Annotated in this window: 20 protein-coding genes, 1 tRNA gene, 1 other RNA gene and 1 pseudogene; 9 read left to right on the top strand and 14 right to left on the bottom strand. The window is 57.3% G+C overall.

Annotation, left to right across the window (positions count from 1 at the left end; all coding sequences use genetic code 11):
• Positions 1-1755, bottom strand: coding sequence for an ABC transporter substrate-binding protein (locus ACQ4N7_RS10665; protein WP_430711659.1), 1755 nt, complete (start codon positions 1753-1755; stop codon positions 1-3).
• 291 nt (positions 1756-2046) lie between these two features.
• On the opposite strand from ACQ4N7_RS10665, the gene ACQ4N7_RS10660 reads away from it, so the two are divergent.
• A complete protein-coding gene (locus tag ACQ4N7_RS10660; RefSeq protein WP_430711584.1) occupies positions 2047-2781 on the top strand; it encodes a GvpL/GvpF family gas vesicle protein in 735 nt (244 codons plus the stop codon).
• Positions 2782-2793: 12 nt separating this feature from the next.
• Positions 2794-3036 (top strand): gas vesicle protein GvpG, encoded by a 243-nt coding sequence (locus tag ACQ4N7_RS10655; RefSeq protein ID WP_430711583.1) that lies wholly within the window; start codon positions 2794-2796, stop codon positions 3034-3036.
• A gap of 7 nt (positions 3037-3043) precedes the next feature.
• On the opposite strand, the gene ACQ4N7_RS10650 is transcribed toward ACQ4N7_RS10655, so the two are convergent.
• Together ACQ4N7_RS10650 and argJ are read right to left on the bottom strand one after the other, a co-directional pair.
• Positions 3044-3115 (bottom strand) — tRNA-Gln (locus tag ACQ4N7_RS10650).
• A 136-nt stretch (positions 3116-3251) separates the two neighbouring features.
• Positions 3252-4493, bottom strand: a complete 1242-nt coding sequence (gene argJ, locus ACQ4N7_RS10645; RefSeq protein ID WP_430711582.1) for a bifunctional ornithine acetyltransferase/N-acetylglutamate synthase — start codon at positions 4491-4493, stop codon at positions 3252-3254.
• Positions 4494-4826: 333 nt separating this feature from the next.
• On the opposite strand from argJ, the gene ACQ4N7_RS10640 reads away from it, so the two are divergent.
• Positions 4827-6884: an acyltransferase family protein gene (locus tag ACQ4N7_RS10640; protein ID WP_430711581.1), complete on the top strand. Its 2058-nt coding sequence runs from the start codon at positions 4827-4829 to the stop codon at positions 6882-6884.
• Positions 6885-6917: 33 nt separating this feature from the next.
• On the opposite strand, the gene ACQ4N7_RS10635 is transcribed toward ACQ4N7_RS10640, so the two are convergent.
• The 4 genes and pseudogenes from ACQ4N7_RS10635 to minC all read right to left on the bottom strand — a co-directional run bounded on the left by ACQ4N7_RS10635 (position 6918) and on the right by minC (position 9690).
• Positions 6918-7334 (bottom strand): (2Fe-2S) ferredoxin domain-containing protein, encoded by a 417-nt coding sequence (locus ACQ4N7_RS10635; RefSeq protein WP_430711580.1) that lies wholly within the window; start codon positions 7332-7334, stop codon positions 6918-6920.
• Between the two features lie 181 nt (positions 7335-7515).
• Positions 7516-7806, bottom strand: a pseudogene (minE, locus tag ACQ4N7_RS10630) (cell division topological specificity factor MinE); the annotation flags it as partial.
• 56 nt (positions 7807-7862) lie between these two features.
• The gene (gene minD / locus ACQ4N7_RS10625; protein ID WP_430711579.1) at positions 7863-8660 is read right to left on the bottom strand and encodes a septum site-determining protein MinD; all 798 of its coding nucleotides are present in this window, start codon (positions 8658-8660) and stop codon (positions 7863-7865) included.
• A gap of 70 nt (positions 8661-8730) precedes the next feature.
• Entirely contained in the window at positions 8731-9690 is a 960-nt protein-coding gene (minC, locus tag ACQ4N7_RS10620; RefSeq protein WP_430711578.1) for a septum site-determining protein MinC, read from the bottom strand.
• A gap of 144 nt (positions 9691-9834) precedes the next feature.
• On the opposite strand from minC, the gene ssrS reads away from it, so the two are divergent.
• The 4 genes from ssrS (at position 9835) to ACQ4N7_RS10600 (ending at position 14785) form a co-directional block, all read left to right on the top strand.
• Positions 9835-10018, top strand: a non-coding RNA gene (gene ssrS / locus ACQ4N7_RS10615) — 6S RNA.
• A 175-nt stretch (positions 10019-10193) separates the two neighbouring features.
• On the top strand, positions 10194-11447 hold the full coding sequence (locus ACQ4N7_RS10610; RefSeq protein ID WP_430711577.1) for a M16 family metallopeptidase: 1254 nt from the start codon (positions 10194-10196) through the stop codon (positions 11445-11447).
• A gap of 102 nt (positions 11448-11549) precedes the next feature.
• On the top strand, positions 11550-12833 hold the full coding sequence (locus tag ACQ4N7_RS10605) for a M16 family metallopeptidase (protein WP_430711576.1): 1284 nt from the start codon (positions 11550-11552) through the stop codon (positions 12831-12833).
• A 332-nt stretch (positions 12834-13165) separates the two neighbouring features.
• Complete coding sequence (locus ACQ4N7_RS10600; protein WP_430711575.1) at positions 13166-14785, top strand: IS1634 family transposase; 1620 nt, start codon at positions 13166-13168, stop codon at positions 14783-14785.
• Between the two features lie 6 nt (positions 14786-14791).
• On the opposite strand, the gene ACQ4N7_RS10595 is transcribed toward ACQ4N7_RS10600, so the two are convergent.
• Positions 14792-15151, bottom strand: a complete 360-nt coding sequence (locus ACQ4N7_RS10595; protein ID WP_430711574.1) for a toll/interleukin-1 receptor domain-containing protein — start codon at positions 15149-15151, stop codon at positions 14792-14794.
• 627 nt (positions 15152-15778) lie between these two features.
• Here ACQ4N7_RS10595 and ACQ4N7_RS10590 point away from each other — a divergent pair.
• The gene (locus ACQ4N7_RS10590; protein WP_430711573.1) at positions 15779-16585 is read left to right on the top strand and encodes a sulfite exporter TauE/SafE family protein; all 807 of its coding nucleotides are present in this window, start codon (positions 15779-15781) and stop codon (positions 16583-16585) included.
• A gap of 186 nt (positions 16586-16771) precedes the next feature.
• Positions 16772-17578 carry a metallophosphoesterase gene (locus tag ACQ4N7_RS10585; protein WP_430711572.1) on the top strand — a complete coding sequence of 269 codons (807 nt, stop codon included), beginning with the start codon at positions 16772-16774 and terminating at the stop codon, positions 17576-17578.
• A 109-nt stretch (positions 17579-17687) separates the two neighbouring features.
• On the opposite strand, the gene ACQ4N7_RS10580 is transcribed toward ACQ4N7_RS10585, so the two are convergent.
• From ACQ4N7_RS10580 to ACQ4N7_RS10555, 6 genes are all read right to left on the bottom strand, one after another.
• Positions 17688-18518, bottom strand: coding sequence for an alpha/beta fold hydrolase (locus tag ACQ4N7_RS10580; protein ID WP_430711571.1), 831 nt, complete (start codon positions 18516-18518; stop codon positions 17688-17690).
• Between the two features lie 104 nt (positions 18519-18622).
• Complete coding sequence (locus ACQ4N7_RS10575) at positions 18623-19321, bottom strand: lysophospholipid acyltransferase family protein (RefSeq protein WP_430711570.1); 699 nt, start codon at positions 19319-19321, stop codon at positions 18623-18625.
• Positions 19322-19517: 196 nt separating this feature from the next.
• On the bottom strand, positions 19518-20600 hold the full coding sequence (rlmN, locus tag ACQ4N7_RS10570; protein ID WP_430711569.1) for a 23S rRNA (adenine(2503)-C(2))-methyltransferase RlmN: 1083 nt from the start codon (positions 20598-20600) through the stop codon (positions 19518-19520).
• A 142-nt stretch (positions 20601-20742) separates the two neighbouring features.
• A complete protein-coding gene (locus ACQ4N7_RS10565; RefSeq protein WP_430711568.1) occupies positions 20743-21615 on the bottom strand; it encodes an SPFH domain-containing protein in 873 nt (290 codons plus the stop codon).
• A gap of 81 nt (positions 21616-21696) precedes the next feature.
• Positions 21697-22620, bottom strand: a complete 924-nt coding sequence (locus tag ACQ4N7_RS10560; protein WP_430711567.1) for an ATP adenylyltransferase family protein — start codon at positions 22618-22620, stop codon at positions 21697-21699.
• Between the two features lie 587 nt (positions 22621-23207).
• Positions 23208-23879, bottom strand: coding sequence for a glutathione S-transferase (locus tag ACQ4N7_RS10555; protein WP_430711566.1), 672 nt, complete (start codon positions 23877-23879; stop codon positions 23208-23210).
• Positions 23880-24077 lie beyond the last annotated feature (198 nt).

Genomic DNA, 24077 nt, shown 5'->3' with positions numbered 1-24077 from the left:
CTATTCAACGGTGAGCTCATGGATATTCCACAGGGCACCACCTAGGGCCGTGTACTTCACCCCATCTACCCGATTGCGTACGGCAGTCAGCGACAGGTTGTTGATTAAATAGGTAAAGGGCAGGTACTCCTGGGTCAGCTGCTGAGTCTCTTTATACAGCTCAAAGCGCTGATCTTCATCGATCACCTGAGCCGCCTGAATGTAGAGATCGGCGATCCGGCGCTCCCAGTCGGCAGCCTGCCAGCCCTCTAGCGGATCTTGGCCGGGGCCAGCATTTTGGTTAAAGGCGTGGAGCGCCCCGTCGAGCAGCCACACGTTGGCCCCGCCGTTGGGTTCAGTACCGCCGGTCAGGCCCAGCACCAGGGCTTCCCACTCCAGGCTGTCGGTGAGGCGATCGACTAGGGCATTAAAGGCCAGGGGTTGAAAATCGACCTGGATGCCTAACTTAGACAGGTCGTTTTTGATCTGGGCCCCAATCGATTCGCGAATTTTGTTGCCCGAGTTGGTAACCAGGGTAAAGCGCACCCGATTTCCCGCTTCATCCAGCAGTTGACCAGCGCTGTTGTACTGAAACCCGTTAGCTTGCAGCAGTTCCTTGGCCTTTTCGGGGTCATAGTCGTAGGTGCGAATACCCATTTCAGGCGGGGCGTAGAAGGGACTGGGCACCGAAATTGGCGAGGTCTGGGGCTGACCGAGCCCCTGGAAAATGTTGTTGACCATCGTCTCGCGATCGATACCGTAGGAGATCGCCTGGCGAAAGGCCACGTTGTTGAACCAGGCCGATCGCACCGGGTTGACCAGGGGTTTACCGTTGCGGCTAGCCCGGTTGAGGTTAAACGCAAAGAAATTGGTGCCCAGGCCAGGGCCGCCGTTATAGATGGTAAAGTCGCCCCGTTCTTCTTCACGCTTTAGCAGCGAGAAAAAGTCGGGCTGCACGCTATCCATATCCAGCCCGCCGGAGCGGAACTGAAAGAAGGAGGTATCGGTAGAGCCGACAATTTGCCAGACAACCTGCTCAATATAGGGTTGAGGGTTGCCCTGGTCATCCTTCTGCCAGTAGTAGGGGTTGCGCTCAAAAACCACTCGCTCGCCCGGCACATACTGAGCTAGCACGTAGGGGCCATTGCCCACAATTTGACGAGGCGGTGTATCGGTACCCCAGGTGGTGAGAAACAGCGGATTGCCCTGAGCATCAAGGTTTTCGACCGTAGGCCGGAGAATGTGAGCTGGAATAATTTCTAGCGCTGTGTTGCCCAGCATGGGCGCGAAGGGCTCGGGCAGCGTAAAGCGCACGCGGCGATCGTCTATTTTGCTGACCTCAGGCAGCAGCCCCTGGGTGCCAATGCGAAACCCATCGCGGCTATTAGTCAGAATGGCCGGGTTAAACAGGGTGTCGTAGGTAAACAGCACATCATCGGCGGTCAGCGGTTCGCCATCGGACCAGCGCAGCCCCTCGCGCAGGGTAAACTCCAAAAGCTTGCCGTCGTCAGAGATCTCCCAGCTTTCGGCCAGGGCGGGCACCGTTTCACCGCTGATGCCATCGGTGGTAGTCAGGCCCTCAAAGGTAAAGCCAAAGATATTCGGCGACTCTTGACTGAGGGTGGGGTTGAAGGTTTTGGGATCGCTGAGGGTGCTCAGCACCAGCCGAGGCACATCGGCACTGGCCTGGGCAAACCGGGCGGGGTTGCAGCCGGTGCTCACCAGCCCGATCACTAATGCCAGCATCAGGGCAACGGTCTGCCTGGCTCTGGTCATCCAGATGCCTGTCGTCTGCCAGCGATTGGTTGCCCCAGGTGCAATGGCCACGGTTGCGAGTCTCCTACTTGCCAAGACAATGCCTAAACACTATAGCGATTAACCCAGGGCGATTGACATGTCTAGGATCTGGCTGGGCGGCGATCGCAGGTCAGGTTTCTCCTTAGCGCTGAATAGGCACAAGGAAGGGGCAGAACCGCATCAGGGGCGATCGCAGCGCCTGTCGAACAATCCCAGGGTTTGGGGCACCCTAGGGGCGTTCTCCCATCAGACGCCCCCGAAGAGAGACCTATGGCTGATCGCTACTACTTGTACGGCATTTTTCCGGCCCCTGGCCCCGCTGAGCTGCCCCTGGATGGCTTAGACGCACAGACGGTACAGGCCCAGCAGCTGGGCGACTTTACCTTTCTTTATTCCATTGCCTGTCAGAAACGCTACCTGTCGAGCCGCAAAAACCTGCTGGGTCACGAAAAGGTGCTGGAAGCCGCCATGGAGCAGGGCTACCGCACGCTGCTGCCGCTCCAGTTTGGGCTGATTGTCGACAGCTGGGAGCAGGTGCAGGACGATCTGGTCGCCCCCCATTCTGAAGACCTGGCGCAGTTGTTTAAGCGCCTCGATGGCTGCCGCGAAGTGAGCATCAAAGTGCAGTGGGAGCCCTCGACAGAACTTGAAATGATGATGGCCGAAGATGCCACCCTGCGCGCCCAGCGCGACCAGCTGGAGGGCACCCAGCTGGGCATGGAGCAGGTGATCTTTATTGGTCAGCAGATCGAAGCGGCGATGGAGGCGCGCAAGCAGGGTATTGTTGACCAGTTTCGCCAGGCGCTGACACCCCTGGCCAAAGACGTGCTGGAAAATGCTCCCCAAACTGACGTGATGATTTACAACGCCGCTTTTCTGATTCCGTGGGAAAGCGAGGCAGAGTTTAGTCAGGCTGTCGATGCCGTAGACGCTACCTTTGGCGATCGCCTGCGCATTCGCTACAACAACTTTACCGCCCCCTACAACTTCGCCCAGCTCAACTAGCTGCCGTCTCCTATGCTGCTGAAACTTCTCTTTGCCCCCGTGCTTGGCCCCATTGAGGGGGTAAGCTGGGTGGCCAACAAAATGCTAGAGCAGGCCGACTTTGCCACCAACGATCTGGAAAGCCTGCAAAAACAGCTGCTCGCCCTACAGCTAGCCTTTGACATGGGCGATGTTTCCGAAGCCGATTTTGAGGCCCAGGAAGAAGAACTCCTCCTAGCTATTCAGGCAATTGAAGACGAGGAAGACGACTATTGACTTAAAACTGGGGTGCTAGGATTCGAACCTAGGAATGCCGGGACCAAAACCCGGTGCCTTACCGCTTGGCGACACCCCATCGTTATCGCTTTGACAATATAGCAGGTTAGGCACTGCTGATGTCAAGCAGTCAGAAAAAATTAGAGCCGGGCCTGTGCCTTTGCTACAAAACAGGCCCAATCGCTGCGCTCCCAGTCGGGTAACTCCCCCCTGGGTCAGGTGGTGTATTCGGCGTTGATTTTGACGTAGTCGTAGCTGAGGTCGCAGCCCCAGGCCTGCCCTTTGCCGGGGCCATCGCCCAGGGTGACGTGGATGGCCACGGTGTCGGTCTTCAGGTATTCGCCCTGGGTAGCTGCCGTCAGATAGGCGCTGGCGGCGGGGCGATCGAAGGCCAGGGGCTGGCCGTGCTCCATCAGCAGAAAGTCGCCCAGCTGCACCCGCAGGTCGCTCTGGTCGAAGGTAACCCCTGCCCGTCCGGCGGCAGCGGCAATGCGGCCCCAGTTGGGGTCGTGGCCAAAGATGGCCGACTTGACCAGGGATGAACCAGCGATCGCGCGGGCAACCTGGTTAGCAGCGGCGGTGTTGGCGGCCCCGGTGACGGTGACCTCGATCAGACAGGTGGCCCCTTCGCCGTCGCGGGCGACCGACTTGGCCAGGTGCTGGCAGACGGCGGTGAGCATGGCCTCCAGCTGGTCAGACTCAGCCCCCTCGTCGGTGATGGCGGGGGTGCGCGAGGCACCGTTGGCCAGGGCAATCAGGGTGTCATTGGTGCTGGTGTCGCCGTCGACGGTGATCTGGTTAAAGCTGCGATCGGCGGCGCGGCGCAGCATGTCTTGCCACAGGGTGGGCGACACGGTGGCATCGCAGGTGACAAAGGCCAGCATGGTCGCCATATTGGGGTGAATCATGCCCGAGCCTTTGGCGATACCGCCGATGCGCACGGGGCGATCGTGGATGGTGGTTTCCATCGCCACCGATTTAGGCACCAGGTCGGTAGTGATAATTGCCCTGGCGGCGGCATCAGAACCCTCAGACGACAGGCGTTTGACCAGCTGAGGAACGCCCGCCTTGAGCTGCTCCATCTTGATCCGCTGGCCGATCACTCCGGTAGAAGCGATTAGCACGGCCTCGGGAATCAGGTTGAGGGCAGACCCAACAGCAACAGTACTCTCGATCGTGTCAACCCACCCCTGGTTGCCAGTGCAGGCATTGGCCTGACCCGCATTGACCAGAATGGCGCGGGCGCTGGGGCGAGCTTCGAGCCGCTGACGGCAGTAGTCAACACAGGCAGCCCGCACGTGGCTGGTGGTGAACACACCCGCTGCGATCGCCTCAGCGTCTGAATAAATCAGCGCCAGGTCGGGTGCGCCTGAGGGTTTAAGCCCGGCTGCAATACCTGCTGCCTGAAATCCTTTAGGGGCCGTAATGCCGCCCTCAACTAGCCGCCAGTCTGCCATGCTGCTGTCATCCCATAGGTATTGCCGGGGATTATATAGCAGAAGAGGGTAGAGAGTAGACGGCAGATAGCAGAATGACCAGCAGGCTATCCGCTCGGCTGTATGTGAACAAAATTGGTTATCAACAATACCAATACTGAGGCTTAATGCTTGGCCTATGGTAAGGAACACTATCGCGTACTTTCCCTTCTTGCTTTAAGCACCAAACCAATACTTGCAAGAACCACATGTCTTGAGTGTTGCAGCAAAGTTCTGGGAATCCTATTGACAATAGTATCGCAAGTCATTCCTTCGAAAGATTGCGAATGACTAAGCACCAACAACGTTGACCAGATGATTTCAAATAGCCACAACCAAAACTCTTCAGAAGGAATCGCTCTCGAAAATCATTCTTCACAATCGTTTTATAGACCAGAGATAGATGGACTTAGGGCGATCGCGATTATCGCCGTCATCATCAACCACTTCAACAAAGAATTCTTGCCGAGTGGCTTTCTAGGAGTAGACATCTTTTTCGTCATCTCTGGCTTTGTCACTACCAATTCCCTAATCGCCAAATCGAGCATCACGAAACCTCATAATTTTTTAGCCACTTTTTATGCCAAGCGAGTAAAAAGACTAATTCCCGCGCTCATCGTCTTTTCGCTAATAGCCGGAATTGCAGTTTGCATGTTCGACGAAAACCCAGATGCATCATTGTGGACAGGTATATCTGCATTATTCGGCATAGCCAACCTGACTTTATTCAATCAATCTACCGATTACTTCTCTGCTCCTACCGAACTAAATATTTTCACCCATACTTGGTCACTAGGGGTAGAAGCCCAATTTTATCTTGCATTTCCACTTCTAATCTATATAACTGGCATCAAATATCGAAGGCTCGAAGTTCAAAAAATTTTAGTGGCAATAGTTAGCTTCCTATCCTCAATCTCGCTAATCTCTTTTCTCTATTTTTACCCAATCAACCGCTCGGCAAGTTACTTTCTTACTACAACACGCTTTTGGGAAATCGGCTTCGGCGTTCTTCTGTTTTTTCTCATAAGTAAGAAAAAATTTATTTCGCATAAGTCAGCAAATGGGTTGGCGCTGCTGAGCATCTTGCTGATGGTGGCTACATTCTGTCTACCTGTCACTTTGGCTGCCTTTTCAACCGTGCTAGCTGTTGGGCTAACTTCAGTATTGATTATTTACCTCGGCCCAGATTCCGGTCTCTGTCGTATCCTATCCAACCCTAAAATTGTTCACATTGGCATCATATCTTACTCGTTATATTTATGGCATTGGGGTATTCTGTGCATTAGTCGTTTGACGATTGGCATTCATTGGTGGTCAATTCCAATTCAGTTGGGACTGACAATGATTGCGGCAACTGCGTCCTTCCGTTACGTTGAAAATCCTCTTAGATTATCTAAATGGCCAAGTGGGCACTGCCGATCCATTGCTTATTGGCTATTGTCATCATCGGTCATTTCAATTTTGTTCCTAGCACTCATAAAAAACCCTGCTTTTTCTATCTACACAGGTAATAATCCATCGCCAGTTTTAGGGGGTGTTTTGTCGCTAATGGAACCCTATTACTTGCCAGGGTCTAAAACTTATTGGCAGGGGGATCGTTGCATCTTATTCGACAATTCTCAAGCTAGGTTGGGGAAAAAAATCTTGGTTGAGGAATGCACTCTAGGAAGCTTTTCCGAAGGAGAAAAACGAGTAGCAGTTTTTGGGAATTCTTTTGCTGCTGCCTTTGTCCAAGGCTTTGATGACCTGGTGGCATCAGACAAATATGCTGTCACAATAACCTCATCCTGGGATGCTTCTCCCGTCAAAGAAGTACCTAACGTCGGTGGATATGCTGAGGCGAGCAACTACTACTGGGCTGTCATAGTCCCTTCTATCGTTGAAAATCTAAGATCAGGCGACTGGGTTTTTCTCGTTAACGATTTAGCCTGGCTCTCCCCAAAAAACAGGACTCCTGAAACTGAGACATCCCTTGCTCAGTTAAGCACTGGATTAGACAGTTTTTCAGGTGCTCTTGCTGCTCAAGGGATCAAGTTGGCTGTATTACACGGCAACCCCTTTGCCCGTGAAGCCTACTGCAAACCTTCGGCGGCAGCTAAACAATGGTTCCAGCCGTTCAAAGACTCTTGCAAATTGCCTGATAAGAATGAATCTTTAGTTAGAAGAGATGCGTTAGATAAAGCACTTAGGGCTTTAGAGAACAAGGGAAAAATTCGAGTTGTAGATCTATTTGATGTTTTTTGTCCAAACGATCGCTGTACCTATAGCGCCGCCAATGGTGAGATGCTGTATAGAGATGAAAATTCACATCCTTCAGTCGAAGCAGCTCGTTTGTCTGCACCTATAATTCGCGAAATTTTGACCTCTTCATGAGGAAAAGAGCAAAGAGATAACTCTTCCAAGATTTTATGGATTTACTTTTCTAGAGTTCTCATCCAAAGGATACTGCAAGAAGGCAAATTCCTCGACCACCTGGCCGCCGATCAGGTGCTCTTGAATGATGCGCTCGATCACCGCTGGGGTGGCGCTGTGATACCACACGCCGTCGGGATAGATCAGCAGGATGGGGCCTTTGTGGCAAACCCGCAGGCAGTTGGCCTTGGTGCGAAAAACAGATGTGGGTCGCTCTGCCGTGGGCCGATCCAGTCCTAATTCCTTCAGCCGATTCTTCAGGTAGTCCCAGGCGACGATGCTGTCGGCTTTGTCAGAGCACTTGGGCTTAGTCTGGTCGGCGCAGATCAACACGTGGCGCTGAATAGTGTTGAGCGCCAGGGCTTCTACACAGGCGGCCAGAGAATCACAGGCGTCGGGGGCGTTACTCATTGGGGGTGACAGCAGGTTTTGTGGGGTCAGTGGACGCCTGTGATTCGGTGGAGGCTGGAGTTTCGGTGGCCGCTGCGGATGCTTCAGGTTCTGAAGACGTTGTTGCCAAGGGTTCCGTTTCGGCAGATTCAGGGCCGGTGACGGCAGGCGCTGATACCGGGACAGTTTCCGGCCCAGGAGTAGAAACCGCTTCGATCGCAGGTAGCTCAGGGCGCACCCGGCGAATGGGCAGGTTGGCGATCAGTGCCGTCATGCGCTGATCGCTTTCGAGGGTAAATTCGAGGTGATCCTGGTCCAGCTCAACGTAGCGGGAGACTACTTCGAGAATTTCCTGGCGCATTTTTTCGACCATTTCGGGGGTGAGGTCGGCGCGATCGTGGGCCAGCACAAACTGCAGCCGCTGCTTTACCTCGGCCCGAGGGGTAATGGTGCGGCTGCGGTTAAACAGCTTGTCGAGAAGTTCGCTTAGCATCGGCACTGGCGGCTAGGTAGAAATAACATCAAACACCGAGATCGTTTAGGAGAACGTCAGCCGCGAAAGAAGCGGCGCAGGCGGCTAAATAAGTCATCGTGGGTAGCGGTGAGGTCGATCAGGGGTACCTCTTCACCCGTCAGCCGCCGGGCGATGTTGTTGAAGGCGACCCCGGCCAGCGAGAGCTGCTTGTCGAGCACCAGGGGTTCGCCCCGGTTCGACGACACAATCACCCGTTCGTCGTCGGGCACGACCCCGAGCAGGGGCACCGCCAGAATATCGAGCACGTCACGCACGGACATCATCTGGTCTTCCTGCACCATTTTGGGCTTGATGCGGTTGATCAGCAGCTTGGTGAACTTGACGTCGTTAGCCTCCAGCAGGCCAATCACCCGGTCGGCGTCGCGCACGGCAGAGATTTCGGGGGTGGTGACAACGATCGCCTCTTTGGCGGGGGCGATCGCATTCTGAAAACCCATCTCGATGCCCGCCGGGCAGTCGATCAAAATAAAGTCGTGGCTGGGAGCCAGGCCCGCCACCAGCTCTTTCATCTGGTTGGGGGTGATGGCCTCTTTGTTGCGGTTTTGGGCGGCGGCCAGCAGGCCCAGGGTGGGCTGGCGCTTGTCTTTGACCAGGGCTTTTTCAACCGTACAGTCGCCCGCCAGTACATCGAGGGCGGTGTAGACAATACGATTTTCCAAACCCAGCAGCAGGTCGAGGTTGCGCAAGCCAAAGTCGGCATCGACGACGGCGACCCGCTGGTTGCGCTGGGCCAGGGCCATACCCAGGTTGGCGGTGCAGGTGCTTTTGCCAACGCCCCCTTTGCCCGAGGTCATTACGATAATGCGAGTCATGGCCGAACCCAATCCTTAAAGAACCAACTACCCGACGAAAACAACCGTTAATAATACGCCATGGTCGGCCTTAGAACGCATCGGTGGGCTGTGCTCCCTGCCCCAGGGTGGCGTCGAAGTGCTGGCGAGCAAAGGCCTGGGCCTGGGCAATGCGAATGGCGTTGTTGCCGACGTAGGCTACCTCTGGCAGGTAGTGAGCGCTGGGGCTATCGGGGGCGCGGGCGACCAGGTCGGCCAGGCGCAGCTGGGTGGGCTGCATCTGGAGGGCCATAATGTAGCGATCGCGATCGCCCCCAAACCCAGCATGGGCAATGCCCCGCAGCCTCCCCCACACCAGAATGTCACCCTCGGCTACCAGCGAGCTGCCGGGGTTGGCATCGCCCAGCACAATGATGGTGCCGGGATGGCGAATTTCGACCCCCGATCGCACCGTAGTTTGCAGGTACAGCGGCTCGGCCAGAGGCTTGCCCGGCGGCGGGGGCGACTGCACCAGCGTATCTTCGGCCTCCAGCTGATCGACCGAATAGCCCACCGTTACCGCGGCCATCGCGGTTTGGCGACGGCTGGTCATCACCCGCTTGAGGCGGAGCTGGGCCGCCGTCAGAACATCGTCTAGCGCCTGGAGCTGGCGGGCATCGAGCAGGCGATCGTTGGCCGCCAGATGCACCACCGTATTGGGTTGCCAGAAAGGTTCACCGCCATTTAGCCGCTGTCTGAAGTGCTGCAACAGCTCTCCCCAGGCCAGGGCACCCCCTTCAGTGTCGCTCTGCGGCCCGTTGGGCATCAACAGCACCAGGCGATCGCCATCGTTGCGCAGCCGCAGCTGGGTGCGGGGGTCAACAGGTGGAGCGGGCTGGGGCGCATCGGGTGTCGAGGCACCCTGCTCTGCCTCCACCGCCTCGGCTGGGGAGGACAACTCAGATACGGGCACATCTGGCGTGGAAGCAGAGGTGTCTGTACCTGTAGTCGGATCGGAGCCAGGGTCAATGGCAGAATCGGTCACGGCAGCGGCAGAGTCGTCAGGAGCCATAGGTGCTAGCAAGGAATGAAAAGACCGGGACAAGCTCGGTGCTGCCATATTAGATCACGGCGGCGGGGATGACAGGCGACCCGATAAAAGAAGGTCGGTTTTCCCCTTGCGGTTTACCCCAGGCTGTTGGTTATAGTGAATGAAGTCTCACTACGGCGTTGGTGACTGCCAACAATGTTTGTCGATCTATGTTTGTTCCGAACGGGAGCCAAGCTGCATCGGCGGCAGTAAACCGAGCTTGTACTCGGAAACTTTAAGCCAAATGCCACGGCACCCCCCTGGTTTTCCCAGGTCGGAAACTGAGGCAAGACGGCGCTGCGGTGAGACCCTTCAATATTTTTGACGTTCCCCTGTCTATCTGGATGGGGGAATTGTTTTAGGAATGTGATTTAGCCTACTTGAGCGCTAGTATTGACAACAGAGCTAGACCCGCAACTGGATCAAGCGGTGGCTGACCAGTCTGGTTGAGGGGTTGCTGAGTATTTTTTGTAGGGCCTGCGCCGTTGAATTCGGTTGATTTTCCCGCCAGTGTAATTCGTTTGGAGAATGGGCTGACCCTGATCCACCAGGAGATTGCGGCAACGCCCGTGGTGGTGGCCGATGTGTGGGTGAGGGCCGGGGCGGTGAGAGAACCGGCGGAGTGGGCGGGCATGGCCCACTTTCTAGAGCACATGATTTTTAAGGGCACCGACCAGCTACCGCCGGGGGTGTTTGACTACGCGATCGAGACCCAGGGGGGCATGACAAACGCGGCCACCAGCCACGACTACGCCCACTTTTATATCACCATCGCCGCCGACATGCTGCCCCAGACGCTGCCGTATCTGGCCGATCTGCTGCTGCACGCTGCCATCCCCGCCGATGAGTTTGGCCGCGAGCGCCAGGTGGTGCTCGAAGAAATTCTTCAGGCCCAGGATGACCCCGACTGGCTGGGCTACCAGGCGATGTCGGAGCTGGTGTACCAAGACCATCCCTACGGTCGTCCGGTGCTGGGCACGGCTGAAATTTTGCAGCAGCGATCGCCTGAAGAGATGCGCTGCTTTCACCAGGCCCACTACCAGCCTGACCAGATGACGGTGGTGATCACTGGCGGCATTCCGCTGGAGCCCACGGTGGAGCTGGTCAAGCACGCCTTTCGCGGCTTTGCCCCACCGCCCCCCTGCCCCCCGGCGGCGAGTGCTCGAGTGCCCTCTCTGCCCGGCGTGCGGCGCGAAATTTTGCACCTGCCGCGCCTGGAGCAATCGCGGCTAACCATGGCTTGGATTGGCCCCGGCATTGGCCAGCTCGAAACCGCCTACGGGCTCGATTTGCTGGCGGCCATTTTGGCCGAGGGGCGCTCGTCGCGGCTGGTGCGCGAGCTGCGAGAAGACCGTCAGCTGGTGCAGGACATTGGGGCCGGGTTCTCGCTACAGCGAGAGTGCAGCCTGTTTACCATTCAGGCCTGGCTAGAGGGCGACGATGTAGACCGGGTGGAGGCGATTGTATGCGATCGCCTCAGTGAGCTGGCCGCCAAACCCATCAGCGAGGCCGAGCTAGCCCGCGCCCAGCGCCTGCTGTGCAACGACTACGCCTTTTCCACCGAGGCCCCAGGGCAGCTGGCGGGGCTGTACGGCTACTACGGCACCATTGCCGCCGCCGATCGCTGTCTTTCCTATGTGCCTACTCTGCAAAGCTACACGGGCGATCGCCTGCGATCGCTGGCCGACCAGTACCTCACTCCCCTGCGCTATGTCTCCACCATTCTGCACCCCGCCTAGCCTGCCGGGCGCGATCGCCTGGGCAGACTATAGCCTGGGCGGTCTATAGTTAGACTGGCCTGCCAGTCAGCTTTGTTCTCTACACCGCTTATTTCTTGACCTGTGACAGCCTCCCTTCTTCAAGCGCCCCGCCTGCACCGCACCGTTCTAGCCAATGGTTTAACCGTTCTGGTTCTAGAAAACCCGGTGGCCGATATCGTCTCAGCCCGACTGTTTATTCGAGCCGGCAGCACCTTTGAAGCGCCCCACCAGGCCGGGTTGGTGAGCTTTTTAATGGGCCTGCTGACCAAAGGTACCGATACCCTGTCGTCGATGGCGATCGCAGAAGCCGTTGAGTCGGTGGGGGCCAGCCTGGGCACCGATGCCGCCGCCGACTACAGCGTCATTAGCCTCAAAACCGTCTCCGCCGACTTTGCCGAAATCTTTGCCCTGGCCGCTACCGTGCTGCGCCAGCCCAGCTTCCCCCTCGACGAAATTGACCTGGAACGCAAGCTCACGCTGCAACAAATTCGCTCCATGCAGGAGCAGCCCTTCACCGTAGCCTTCAACCAGCTGCGCCAAGCCATGTACGGCGAGCACCCCTACGCCCTGCCCGGCATCGGCACCGAGGCTACAGTCAGCGCCATTACCCAACAAGACCTAATTGACTTCCACCGCCAGCACATGCGCCCCGACAGCGTGGTCGTCACCATCGTGGGCCGCATTGCCCCCGAAGCCGCCCTGGCCCAGGTCGAGCAAGCCCTGGGCGATTGGTCAGCCCCCGCTACCCCGCTCCCAGCCCTCACTCTGCCCACGGTAACCACAGCCCCCGCCTGCTCAGTAGTCACCCAGGAAACCAACCAGGCGATCGTCATGGTGGGCTACCCGGCGGCCTCGGTCAAGCACCCCGCCTATCCTGCCCTCAAGCTGATCAACACCTACCTGGGCAACGGCCTCTCCAGCCGCCTGTTTGTAGAGCTGCGCGAAAAACGTGGCCTCGCCTACGATGTGTCGGCTTTTTACCCCACCCGCCTCGGGCTATCGCAGTTTGTCGCCTACATTGGCACCGCCCCCGAAAACGCCGCCACCGCCCTGGACGGGCTGCGGTTCGAGGTCGAGCGTCTGCAAACCACAGTGCTCTCTGATGAAGAGCTACAGTCGGCCAAAAACAAGCTGCTGGGCCAGTACGCCCTGGGCAAGCAGACCAACGCCCAGATCGCCCAACTGCTGGGCTGGTACGAAATTTTGGGCCTGGGGGTCGAGTACGACCAGCAGTTCCAGGACATGGTGGCCGCCGTCACGGTTCTGGATGCCGAAGCCGTGGCACAGGAATTCTTCCAAACCCCCTACATCTCCCTGCTAGGGCCAGAGGAGGCGATTCGCCCTGTAGCAAACGCTCAAAGCTGACCATCAATTTGACTGCACTCATGAGATTAAAAACAGCATGAGCAAAGCTATTTTTATAGTGCCTAAAGCTTGGCCAGGTAGAGTTTTTGTGTTCGCAAAGTCTTTACTAATCAGTCAATCAAAAAATCTGTAAGTATCCCACGCCTACAGCGATTAGCAGACATAATGTCAGACCCTTTGGCCGCTACTCTCTTGTAATGAGAGAATAGCTTTCGCAGCCTCTCGTCCAGCTTCATCAGGAGAAGCCGCTTTCGATCCGACATTCCGCAGGTTGACAAAAAGGATATTTGGGGGAGCTGAGGTAAGCTCAGAGCAAGCTATGGGATCGCGCCTTGGAGATAGAGAATCTGGACCACTTAGGGTTGGTGGCGGCCTTAGTTGATGAGATCGGACTGGTCGAGCTAACCGACGAGCTTCTAGCCCCGCATCCGTTGAACTACATCAGCCCCGGGCAAGTGGTGAAAGCGATGATTCTCAATGGGTTAGGGTTTGTTAGTGCACCGCTGTACCTGTTTAGCGAGTTTTTCGAGGGCAAACCGGTGGAGCACCTGCTGGGGGCGGGGATTAAAGCGGCGCACCTGAACGACGACCGTTTAGGACGGGTGTTAGATCAGCTGTTTGAGTACGGGACAACGCTATTTTTTCTCAAGGTAGCGATGCAGGCTGTGCACCGCTTTGGAGTGAACATCAGCCAGTGCCATCTAGATTCGACCTCCTTTGCCCTGGATGGGGAGTATCCCATCGTAGCTAGGGCTGAAGGCGCATCAGAGGCTGAAGCACCTCAAGCGATTGAGATCTGTCGGGGCTATTCGCGAGACCATCGGCCCGAGTTGAAGCAGTTTTTGCTCAACTTGATCTGTAGTGCCGACGGCGGCATACCGGTGTGGTTCAAGGTCGGCAGCGGCAATGAGACCGATAGCCAGAGCTTTGCGGGGCTGATGCGAGCCTTTGCCGAGCAGTGGCAGATGCCTGCTTTGATGGTGGCCGATGCGGCGTTCTACAGTGAACCGAACCTGCAAGCGGTGGGGAGTTTGCCCTGGCTGAGCCGAGTGCCACAAACCCTCAAGGCGGCTCAAATTCTGGTGGATAGCGCTCCCGACCCGTTAACAGAGATGCCCTGTGACCTCGACGGCTATCAGCTCTGGGAACAACGGCAGCGCTACGGCGGGGTAGAACAGCGCTGGATTTTGGTAGAAAGCCCGCACCGGAAGCAGTCAGAGGATTGGCTCAAACCTCTGGAAAAGCAGGAAAAGGGGTTGAAACGGTCGTTGCGCCAGCTCTGTAGCCAGGTGTTTGCCTGTAAGCCCGATGCTGTGGATGCACTCCTGCGCTTTCAGGACTCTCTCACTGGCTACACCCTGACTCAGGTAGCGCTGGTCTCGGTTGCCGCTAAGCGACCCCCCGGTCGCCCCAAGCGCTCTCAACCCTCGGGCTTACCGGCTTTGGGCTATCAATGGCAGGCGACTCTGGAGCGCACTGCTGAGTATGAGGCCCAGTGTCAACAGCGCCATCGTCGCTTCATTTTGGCCACCAATGTCCTGGATGAAGACACCTATCCAGCCGAGCGGCTACTGCGCGAGTACAAAGCCCAGCAGCATGTCGAGCGCGGCTTTCGCTTCCTCAAAGACCCCCTCTTCTTCACCAGCAGTGTCTTTGTCAAAAAGCCGCAGCGCGTCGAGGCCCTCGCCCTCGTAATGGCTTTGACACTGCTGGTCTACAGTCTCGGCCAACGGAAACTCAGAGCCCAACTCGCTCAAGCCGACGACACGGTGCTCAACCAAAAGCAGCGCCCCACTCGCAATCCGACCTTTCGCTGGATTTTGCAGAAGTTTCAGGCTATTCACCTGGTCTCAATCGGCTCATCTCAGCAGGTCAGCAACCTCTCGGAAGAACGCAGCAGAATCGTTCGCCTTATGGGCTTTCCGGCCTGCCAGTACTACCTCCTAAATTAACCCCTGTCAACCTGCGGAATGTCGGTTCGATAGCTGAAATTGACGTAGTTGGATCGGCATCTCTTGGATATCAAGATCATTTATTAATACAGGAATAATTTGCTTTTGATCTGCGAGGGCAGCCCCTAGCTCAAAGAAAATGAATTGGTTTTTAACGCTAGTGCTACTAAGGAAAACGATTAGTGTCTTGCTAGTGCGAAGCGCTTCCTGAACCTCGTCTTGCCAACGTGAGCCTGGTGGCAGCTCAGCTACATCAAACCAAGTCGTAAGACCTTCCTCTTTCAGAGCATTTGAAAACGCTTTAACCCATTCCCGATCGTTGCTCGCGTAGGAAAGAAAAACGTCGTATTTTTTTTGATTATTCACTTTTCTGCCTCCATGATGCGAGTTTTGAGCTGAGAAAAATACTGATCTATTTCGTTCAGCTCAACCACATCTCTGCTCTTCAAGAAAACAGGTGCATTGGGCTGAGATAGGAAGTCTTTACGGGTAAGGCCATGAAGAACAATAACGATTGGTATTCGACGGATCCATGCCGCGCCAATTTCAGTCCAAACGTAGGGCCTCTATAGAGCCCAAGGTGTGATGAGTACTAACAGCTCATCGGCACGATCTAAAAAATCCCGAAGCGCTTCCTCAAATTCTGCTCCAATATCGATGTTTGCCTCGTCGAGAAAAGCTACTCCTCCTTGTTCCTCGATTGCCCATGCAATTTGGCGTGCGACTCAGGTATCTTGGCCTGCATGACTGACAAACACAAGTCTCATCTTTAACAGCTTCTCCCCGTTAACCCATCATAGTAGGTTTAGAGAGGTGCCCCGACTCAACCTGGAGCGGGTAAATGCTAGACTTGCTCGGCTACTTCTTCGACAGGCTGCATTATCCAATGCGATCGAATCGATGAGGCCTAATCGTAGCGATTGGGGTAGAAGCTACCTGCCGCACTCCCTGGCAGAGAAAATCTCAAAATATACCTTTATGTAGGAGCTTGCAGTGAGCGGATTGATCTTAGCGCTGGTGGGGCTGCTGGCCGGGGTGCTGGCGGGTTTTTTGGGTATTGGCGGCGGCACGGTGATGGTGCCCGTGATGGTCGCTTTGGGCATGACGGGGGTGCAGGCGGTGGGGACGAGCACCCTGGCGATCGCCCTGATTGCCCTGGTCGGCAGCGTGCAAAACTGGCGCATGGGCTTTCTCAAGCTCAACCACGTGGCCATGCTGGGCCTGCCCGCCCTGGTCACTGCCTACCTGGGCAAAGAGCTGGCCACCGCCCTGCCCAACTACGCGCTGCTGGGGATTTTTGGCCTGTTTTTGCTGCTCAATATTTACCTGATTGGTCTCAAAAAGCAGGTGGTGCGCCAGGCCCAGCGCAGCGAATCCGCAGGCCTACCCGCAGCAGAGTCTACACCGCTGCCCGTGTCGCCCGCGATCGCGCGACTCGGCATTGGCGGGCTGGCTGGGTTTCTAGCCGGGCTGTTTGGGGTGGGCGGCGGCGTGGTGATGGTGCCGCTGCAAATTTTGCTGCTGCACGAGCCGATTAAGGTCGCGGTACAGACCAGCCTGGGAGCGATCGTGATTACCGGGCTGTGGGCCTGCCTGTGGCACGCCCTGGCGGGCAATGTGCTGCTGACAACGGGGCTCATTTTAGGCGCAGCGGGGGCGATCGGCGTGCAGGTCAGCACCCGCTACCTGCCTCGACTGCCCGATCAGGCGGTGACCATTATGTTTCGGGCGCTGCTGGCGCTATTGGCCGGATACTTTTTCTTCAAAGCCTGGGCTGGCTACACCGCTCTGTCTGCGTAGGCCTGTTCTAGATGAATCGAATTGCGTTAGGGCGCGATCTAAGGTTAGTTTTTCACCGTACAGAATTTTTTGATCACTGCGGCTGAAGAATTACGCCAACCAGTGGCAACCAACGGCTAAACGGGCTAGCGTGCGGAGGATGCGTTTTCATTCCCTATGCGCCCCCTGTTCACTGGCCCTCTCACTGTGGAAACGGTAACTGTTTCGATTTGTGACCTGCCGGGGCGGCTAGAGGGGTGCCGCATTGTGCAGCTATCTGACTTTCACTTCGACGGTGAACGCCTCTCGCTGGGGCTGTTGCGGCAGGCGATCGATCGCGTCAACGACCTAAAACCCGACCTGATTGCCCTCACTGGCGACTACGTCACCCATGACCCGGCCCCCATTTTTGAGCTGGCCACCTACCTCAGCCAGCTCAAAAGCCGCTACGGCACCGTGGCGGTACTGGGCAACCACGACAACCGCCACCTGGGGGGCCGCCGCACGGTTCTGCGATCGCTGCAGCAGGCGGGTATTTGCACCCTGTGGAACGACATTGCCTACCCCCTGGGCGTCGATCTGCCGGTGGTGGGGCTGGCCGATTTTTGGTCGCGTGAGTTTAGTGCCGCCCATCAGGTGCTCAAGGCTCTGCCCCCGTCTCAGCCCCGCCTCGTGCTCTCCCACAACCCCGACAGCGCCGAAGTCTTGGCTCGCTGGCGGGTCGATTTGCAGCTCTCGGGCCACACCCACGGCGGCCAAATTGTGCTGCCCGGCATTGGGCCAGCCGCCGCCATCATCCAGGCGCTGCAGCTATCGCCGCTGTCGAAGCTATCCTTTGTCCCCCACCGCAAGCGCAAACGCCTAAAAACGGTGCACCACTGGGAATGGGTGTCGGGGCTGCACCGGGTGGGGACAAATCAGCTGTACATCAACCGAGGCTTGGGCACCTATGCACCGGGGCGACTGGGGTGCCCGCCGGAGGTGACGGTAGTGGAGTTGGTGCGGGGGGAGTGAGGGAGGTGAGGAGGCGGGTGGATGGGTAGGCGGGTCGATGGGTAGGCGGGTGGGTGTTTGGACGTTTTCAATATTTGTCGCAGCTTTAGATTGATAGCTTTCCAGGGAATCAGGAGGCGAGAGAGGCGGGTTGATCGCTTGAGGGCAGTTTTTCGCTATCGCGGGTTGGGCTGGGCAAAAACCCTACCGCGCGCAAAATAGCTCCCAGATTAACGCCGTCTTCGAGCAGGCTGGCGTGGCCGCTGTGGGGCAGGGGATATATGCGGGAGTTGGGCAGCAGCTCGGCTAGGCGCTGGGCTTCTTCGAGGGAGGGCAGCAGGCGATCGCCCAGGGAAGCCACCAGCAGCGTAGGCGCAGTAATCCGCTGTAGCTGTAGCGGCTCCAGGCGAAACTGCGTCAGCAGCGCCAGCCGCCAGGCCGCACTGCTTTGAGTAACCGCCGTCATGGCTCGCATCAGCGCCTGTCGGTTGACCTCACCAATGCGGCTGAGGTTGGCCAGCATCGGCAGGCTGAACAGGTTAGAGCTCTGGTACAGCGGCGGCGCTACCCAGGGGGTGAGGTTAGCTACCCAGTGCAGCCACGGAAAGCGATGAAACGACGAGGCCGAATTGATCAAAATCAGGTGGCTGGCTAGAGTTGGAGCCAGCGCCACAACCCGCAGCGCCAGACAGGCCCCAAACGACTCGCCGCAGAGATAGACCGGGGCTGTACCCGCCTCTTGGCGAATGAGCTGCACGGCCTGATGGGCCAGACGCTCCCACGACGACAAATCATCGCCCGGTATGACCAGGCAGCGAATATCAAAATGAGATTTGAGGCCAGCGCTCTGCAGCGCAAAGAGTTCGCCGCTGCCGTCCATACCTGGCAGGTAGACAAACATAGGCCGGTTGGGGTGCTTGCCGGTTGGAGCGTAGAGCTTGAGCGGAACAGGTTCAGCCATAGGTGATTAGTGCAGACAGCGGGGCAGCCCTGAGACTGGCAACAGCGGCCCTAGCGCCGTGCGCCTCCCAACGCGGCAGATCCCAAAAGGACAGCCCCCAGACATCAGTAACACCCCTGTTTTAACAGCTCGGCAATTTCATTCTCGCAGCACTGGGTTAGCTCGTTAGCCACATCGTTTGGGCCTTTGGCGCGATAGCGCGATCGCAGCCGCCCGTCCACCCGCACCGGACGGCCAATCAGCAGGTCAACCTCCTGGTAGAAGACCGCTGGATGCCATCCCGGCTGCTGAAATAGCGGTTCTGAGGAGTCGAAAATACTCAGCCAGCGCAGGGGCACAACCGAATTGGTCGTCTCTCGGTGGGCCGCGATCGCCACGGGCACAATCGCCAACTCGTCGACCCGCGCCCGCAGGGCTAGATGGGCAAACCCCCGGTGAAAGCTGTTCAAATTGTCGGGGGTGGTCTTATTGACCATGGGGGCCGCCCCCTCAGGAAAGATGCCCACGGCCTCGCCATCGCTCAGGGCATGCATGGCGCGGCGAAAGAAGGCGGTCTGGCCCTTGTTGGGGGCATCGAGGGGCAGGCAGCCCAGAGCATTGACAATGTTGCGTAACCCCGGCACCTGGCTCATGTAGTGGTGACAGGCAAAGCGCACCGGGCGACCCACGGCGCTCATCAGCAGCGGCGCATCCATAATGCTGCGGTGGTTGCTAACCACCACCAGGGGCTGATGGGGCGGCAGGCGATCGCGCCCGTGTACCGACATTTTCACCTGCGACAGAGCCAGCAGCCAGTTAGACATATCTAACGGGTTTGTGCTTAGAGAGGTCAGCGGTGGTACAGGAGCTAGAGCCATTCGAACCTACAGAGATGAGGACGGCTGAGCTACCCTGAGCGATGGGCAGCAAAACCTTACTTCTCATAACGTAACAAAATCTCAGGTTGTTAGAAGGCGGCAGACCCACCCTTCTCAGCGAGATCTCCCCATCGGTAGATCGCTAGGGTTGAGAGGCGCGCAGCTGTCCACAGGCTGCATTCTCGTCTAGCCCGCGAGAGTAGCGCACCGTCACGGCAATGCGGCGCGACTCTAGCTCGGCCACAAAATTGCGAATGCTGGCCTCGCTGGGGCGTTGATAATCGGCCTCGCTGATGGGGTTGTAAGGAATCAGGTTGACGTGGCTCTGGAACCCGCGCAGGTGCTGGGCCAGCTCGGCGGCATTGGCAGGCTGGTCGTTGAGCCCGGCCAGCAAAATATACTCAAAAGTCACCCGCCGCCCGGTGATTTGCACGTACTCGCGGCACTCGTCGAGCAGCACCGCCAGGGGGTAGGCCCCGGCGCTGGGAATCAGCTGCAGCCGCTGGGGCTGGTTGGAGGCGTGCAGACTCACGGCCAGAGTCACCTGAAGCTGCTCAGCGGCCAGGGCGCGAATGCGGCCCGGCACCCCCACTGTAGACAGGGTCATAGCCCTTTGGCCAATGCCCACATCGCGGTTGAGGCAGCGAATGGCGGCCACCACATTGGGCACATTCAGCAGCGGTTCGCCCATGCCCATAAACACAATGTGGCTGACCCGCTGGCCAAAGTCTTCCTGCACCGTCAGCACCTGGTCCACAATTTCGTGGGTAGCCAGGTTGCGCACAAACCCGCCTTTGCCCGTAGCGCAAAAATCGCAGGCCATAGGGCAGCCCACCTGCGACGACACGCACACCGTCAGCCGCTTGGCCGAGGGAATGCCCACGGTTTCAATAATTTGACCATCGGCCAGCTTGAGCAGATACTTCACCGTGCCGTCGCTGGCGACCACCCGGTGGTGCAGAGCCGATCGCCCCAGGTCGACCGACTCCATCGCCTGCCGCCAGGCTTTGGGGAAGACGGTGATATCCTGGAGCGATCGCGCCCCCTGCTGATAGATCCACTGGTAGAGCTGCTTGCCGCGATAGCTCGGCTGCCCCTGGGCCTGCACCCACTCGGTCAGCTCCGCCAGCGATTGGCCCAGCAGCGGCCCGGCGGGCGATCGCGTCTCATCCGAGGCAGACAGTCCAGCGGAGGAATTTGTAGCAGAGAGGGGAGTGACAGCCATGGCAGCAGTAAGGTAACTGTCCCCTGAGCGGAGTCGAAGGGGACGTATTGGAGGGGCGTTGGCTTCGACTCCGCTCAGCCAACGTAGTGCCAGGGACGTTTATGCAGTAAGGGCACAGTCTCTTATTTTAATAGACAGCGCCCTAGCGCCGCTGACGGCTGGGGAAGTCGCCCGAGTTGTCGTTAGACCCGGAGTTATCAGACCTGGGGGTAGTGGTGTCGGTTTGAATTAGCTCAACTAGCCCCTCGCTCAAAAACTTGGGGTCCATGAACACGATTTTAGAGTTGTCGCTGCCGCCGAGCTTTTCGTTGGCTTCCACGTAGCGCTGGGCCAGCAAATAGTTGAGAATGTCGCCAGTATCGCCCCGATTAGCCAAGGCCCCAGACAGCATTTGAATCGATCGAACCGTGGCCTCGGCCCGTTTAATAGCGGCCTCCTGCTCCCCCTGGGCTTCGAGTACCGTAGCCCGGCTTTTCAGCTCTGCTGCCTGCTGCAGCTGCATCGATCGCCGCACCTCGTCGGGCGGGGTAATCTCCTGTACCTCCACCCGGGTCACTTTTACGCCCCAGGGTTCGGTGGCTTCGTCGAGCTGAGACAGCAGCGCCCGGTTAAGCTCATCCCGCGAGGAGAAGGTCTTTTCAAACTCCATCTTGCCGATTTCCGATCGCAGGGTGGTGACCACCAGTTCTTCGATGCCCTGCTCCACGTTTTCGATCGCGTAGTAGGTCAGCTCCAGCTCCAGAATGCGCCAGTACACTACCGCATCGACATCCAAAAAGACGTTGTCTTTGGTAATCGCCGCCTGCTTATCGACATCGAGAATTTGTTCGCGCACGCTGTCGCGCAGCACGATGTAGTCGAGCACCGGCACAATAAAATTTAGCCCCGGCTTGAGCTTGCGGTGGTACCGCCCCAGCCGCTCTACCAGAGCTTCGGTGCCCTGGTTAATGATGCGCACCGAACCCACGGTGTAACCAATAATGATGAGCGCCAAAATTCCAATAATCGACGGCACGGCTAGCCCTCAGGACTAAAAGTTGAGTAAACCTGTTCTACCCCCAAGTGTACCGAGTTCTTCCCCAAATGAGCCAAATCCTTACCCTTCTTCCCTGCGAGCCACCTGCTCCAGCACCGTCATAGGCCCCAGGGTCTTCAGTAGCTCCAGCTGCTCCAGATTTTTCACCAGCAGCGACCCGGCAAACCCCAGAGAATTCACCGGAATCGACTGGTATTGCTCCTGCTGGCGGGCTACCGCAACCATCCAGCGGCGAGTGACCAGCAGGTTATAGGGAAAGGCTGCGGGCGACTGGTGCCAATCGCCGCCGAGGTGAGTCAGCAGCGACTGATAGGCGGCCAGCAGCACTTTGCCGCTGGCCCCAGGCTCGGCCAGGGGCAGATCGATCAGGGGCAAAATGGCGTGGTGAAAGGGCAGCCTGGGCGATCGCACCGGGCCATCGACATCGGCGATATCGCCCAGCGCCGCAATGATGGTAGCTAAAGGCAGGGGGCTGCGATCGGGGCAGAGCGGCGGCGGCACCAGCTGCAGATGCTTGTGGCGCTGGCTGGCCCCGGCCAGCCGACCGCCATTGTAAAACGCCAGCCCGTCCATGTCGGCCATCGCGATCGCCAGGGCTTCAAAATCGGCCAGGGTCAGCCAGGTATCCTGGTCTTCAAAGGCGCGAGTGACAATCAAAATATGGTGGTCAACCACGTTGTACTTATTCAGCAGGCACAGGTGAGTCGCCGACAGGTTGGCCACAAACAGGTCTGGGTCGTAGGGCAAAAATGGATTGACAGGCTGACCAGCCTGCTGCTGTTTTTGCTGCACCAGGTCGGCTTTTTCTTTGCGGGTCAGGTTGGCCAAAATTCTGACTAAGAAGCGCATCCCCCCCTGCTCGACAAACTCGTGGCGGGTGTCGATGGGCTGCAGAGCACCGCGATCGAGGGCGTGGTGGGTCTGCTGCTGAATTTTGCTCCAGAGGTCACCGGGGGCCAGCCCGGCCTCAGGGGAAGGGGCCATAGAGACAATAGCGGAACGTTACCCCACCGACTCTAGCAAACCCCTGCCCCCAACAACAGAGGCAAACGGCGAGGAGCAAGACCAAAAAAGACAGATTGATTGACGAGAAGCCGCGTTATTGCTCAGATTATTGCTCAGGAACTTTGAAGGGATTCTCAAACGCAGCCCTTAAACGCAACCTTATCCAAAACCTTTAAATGCAACAACACCCAATCTACTATCAAAGAACTTCCTACATCACGTCGAGCCTATGTGGAGACTGGGAATTCAATTTATTCTCAAAAGAGCATAAATTGCAAACCCCTCAAGCTCCCTTTTGCCTACTTCAGGAAGGATTGAACTGTATCTTGGGTGCTGCTGTTTAGACGAGACAGATGTAAAAGTAACAGCGCTTTCACTCCTTTTTGTGTGTGGACAATTGGCTGTTTTATCTGCCAGGGGAGCCTCATCAGCTCCACATTCAATATAACCTTCTCCTCCCTGTGATCCCCGCCGGTGAAATGATAGTTAACACTGAATTAATCGCTCTTTCAACCCAGGCGAAACCATCAGCAAGGGGGCTGGTCATTTGCGTCTACGCTGCCGCTCTAGCGGGCAAACTCGTATGGGCCGCCCCGTTCTAGGGCCCGCTGATAGGCTGGGTTGGCGTGGATGCGATCGCAGAAATCGAGCAGCTTGGGATAGCTGGCGTCTAACCCACCTCGGGCCACCGCTGCCTCAATAGGGAAGCTCATTTGAATATCGGCGGCGGTGAAATCGCTGCCTGCGAACCAGGGGCTCTGGGCCAGCTCTGCCTCTAAGTAGCTGAGGTGCTGCGTAATTTGCTGCATGATAAACGACGCCTTGGTGCGGCCCGTAATTAACTTGGCGATCGGTTTAATAAAAAACGGCATCGGCTGCTGCTCAATGCGATCGAAAACCAGCTTTAGCAACAGAGGCGGCATTGCAGAGCCCTCGGCATAGTGCAGCCAGTAGATATAGCGCAGCCGCTCTGGGGTATCCATGGGTGGGGCCAAGCGACCGTTGCCATACCGATCGACCAAGTACTCAATGATGGCTCCCGACTCTGCCAGGGTCAGCTCGCCATCGGTGATAACGGGGGACTTACCAAGGGGATGAACCTGCCGCAGGGAGGCGGGAGCTAGCAGCGTCTGGGGGTCGCGTTCGTAGTACTTGATGTCGTACTCCAAACCCAGTTCTTCTAGTAGCCAGAGAATGCGCTGCGATCGCGAATTATTCAGGTGGTGGACAACAATCATGCGGTGCTTAATCTGTCCTATAGCCGCTACAACTAACTAAACCGTAAATCTTAAAGAACAGTCATTTGCCGCTTGCTCAACCCACTCAGAGTAGACGTCAATCGGCAAATACGCTTCTACCCAATGCAGGAGAAACTACTGCAACTCATTTAGCAGCCCATCAGCACGTTGCTCTACCCGGGCCAGAGGCTCCCAGCA

This window comes from Nodosilinea sp. AN01ver1, from assembly GCF_050565655.1.
GTDB lineage: Bacteria > Cyanobacteriota > Cyanobacteriia > Phormidesmidales > Phormidesmidaceae > Nodosilinea.
Note: the sequence above shows the minus strand (reverse complement) of the source record. Positions and strands in the feature narration are given on the sequence as shown.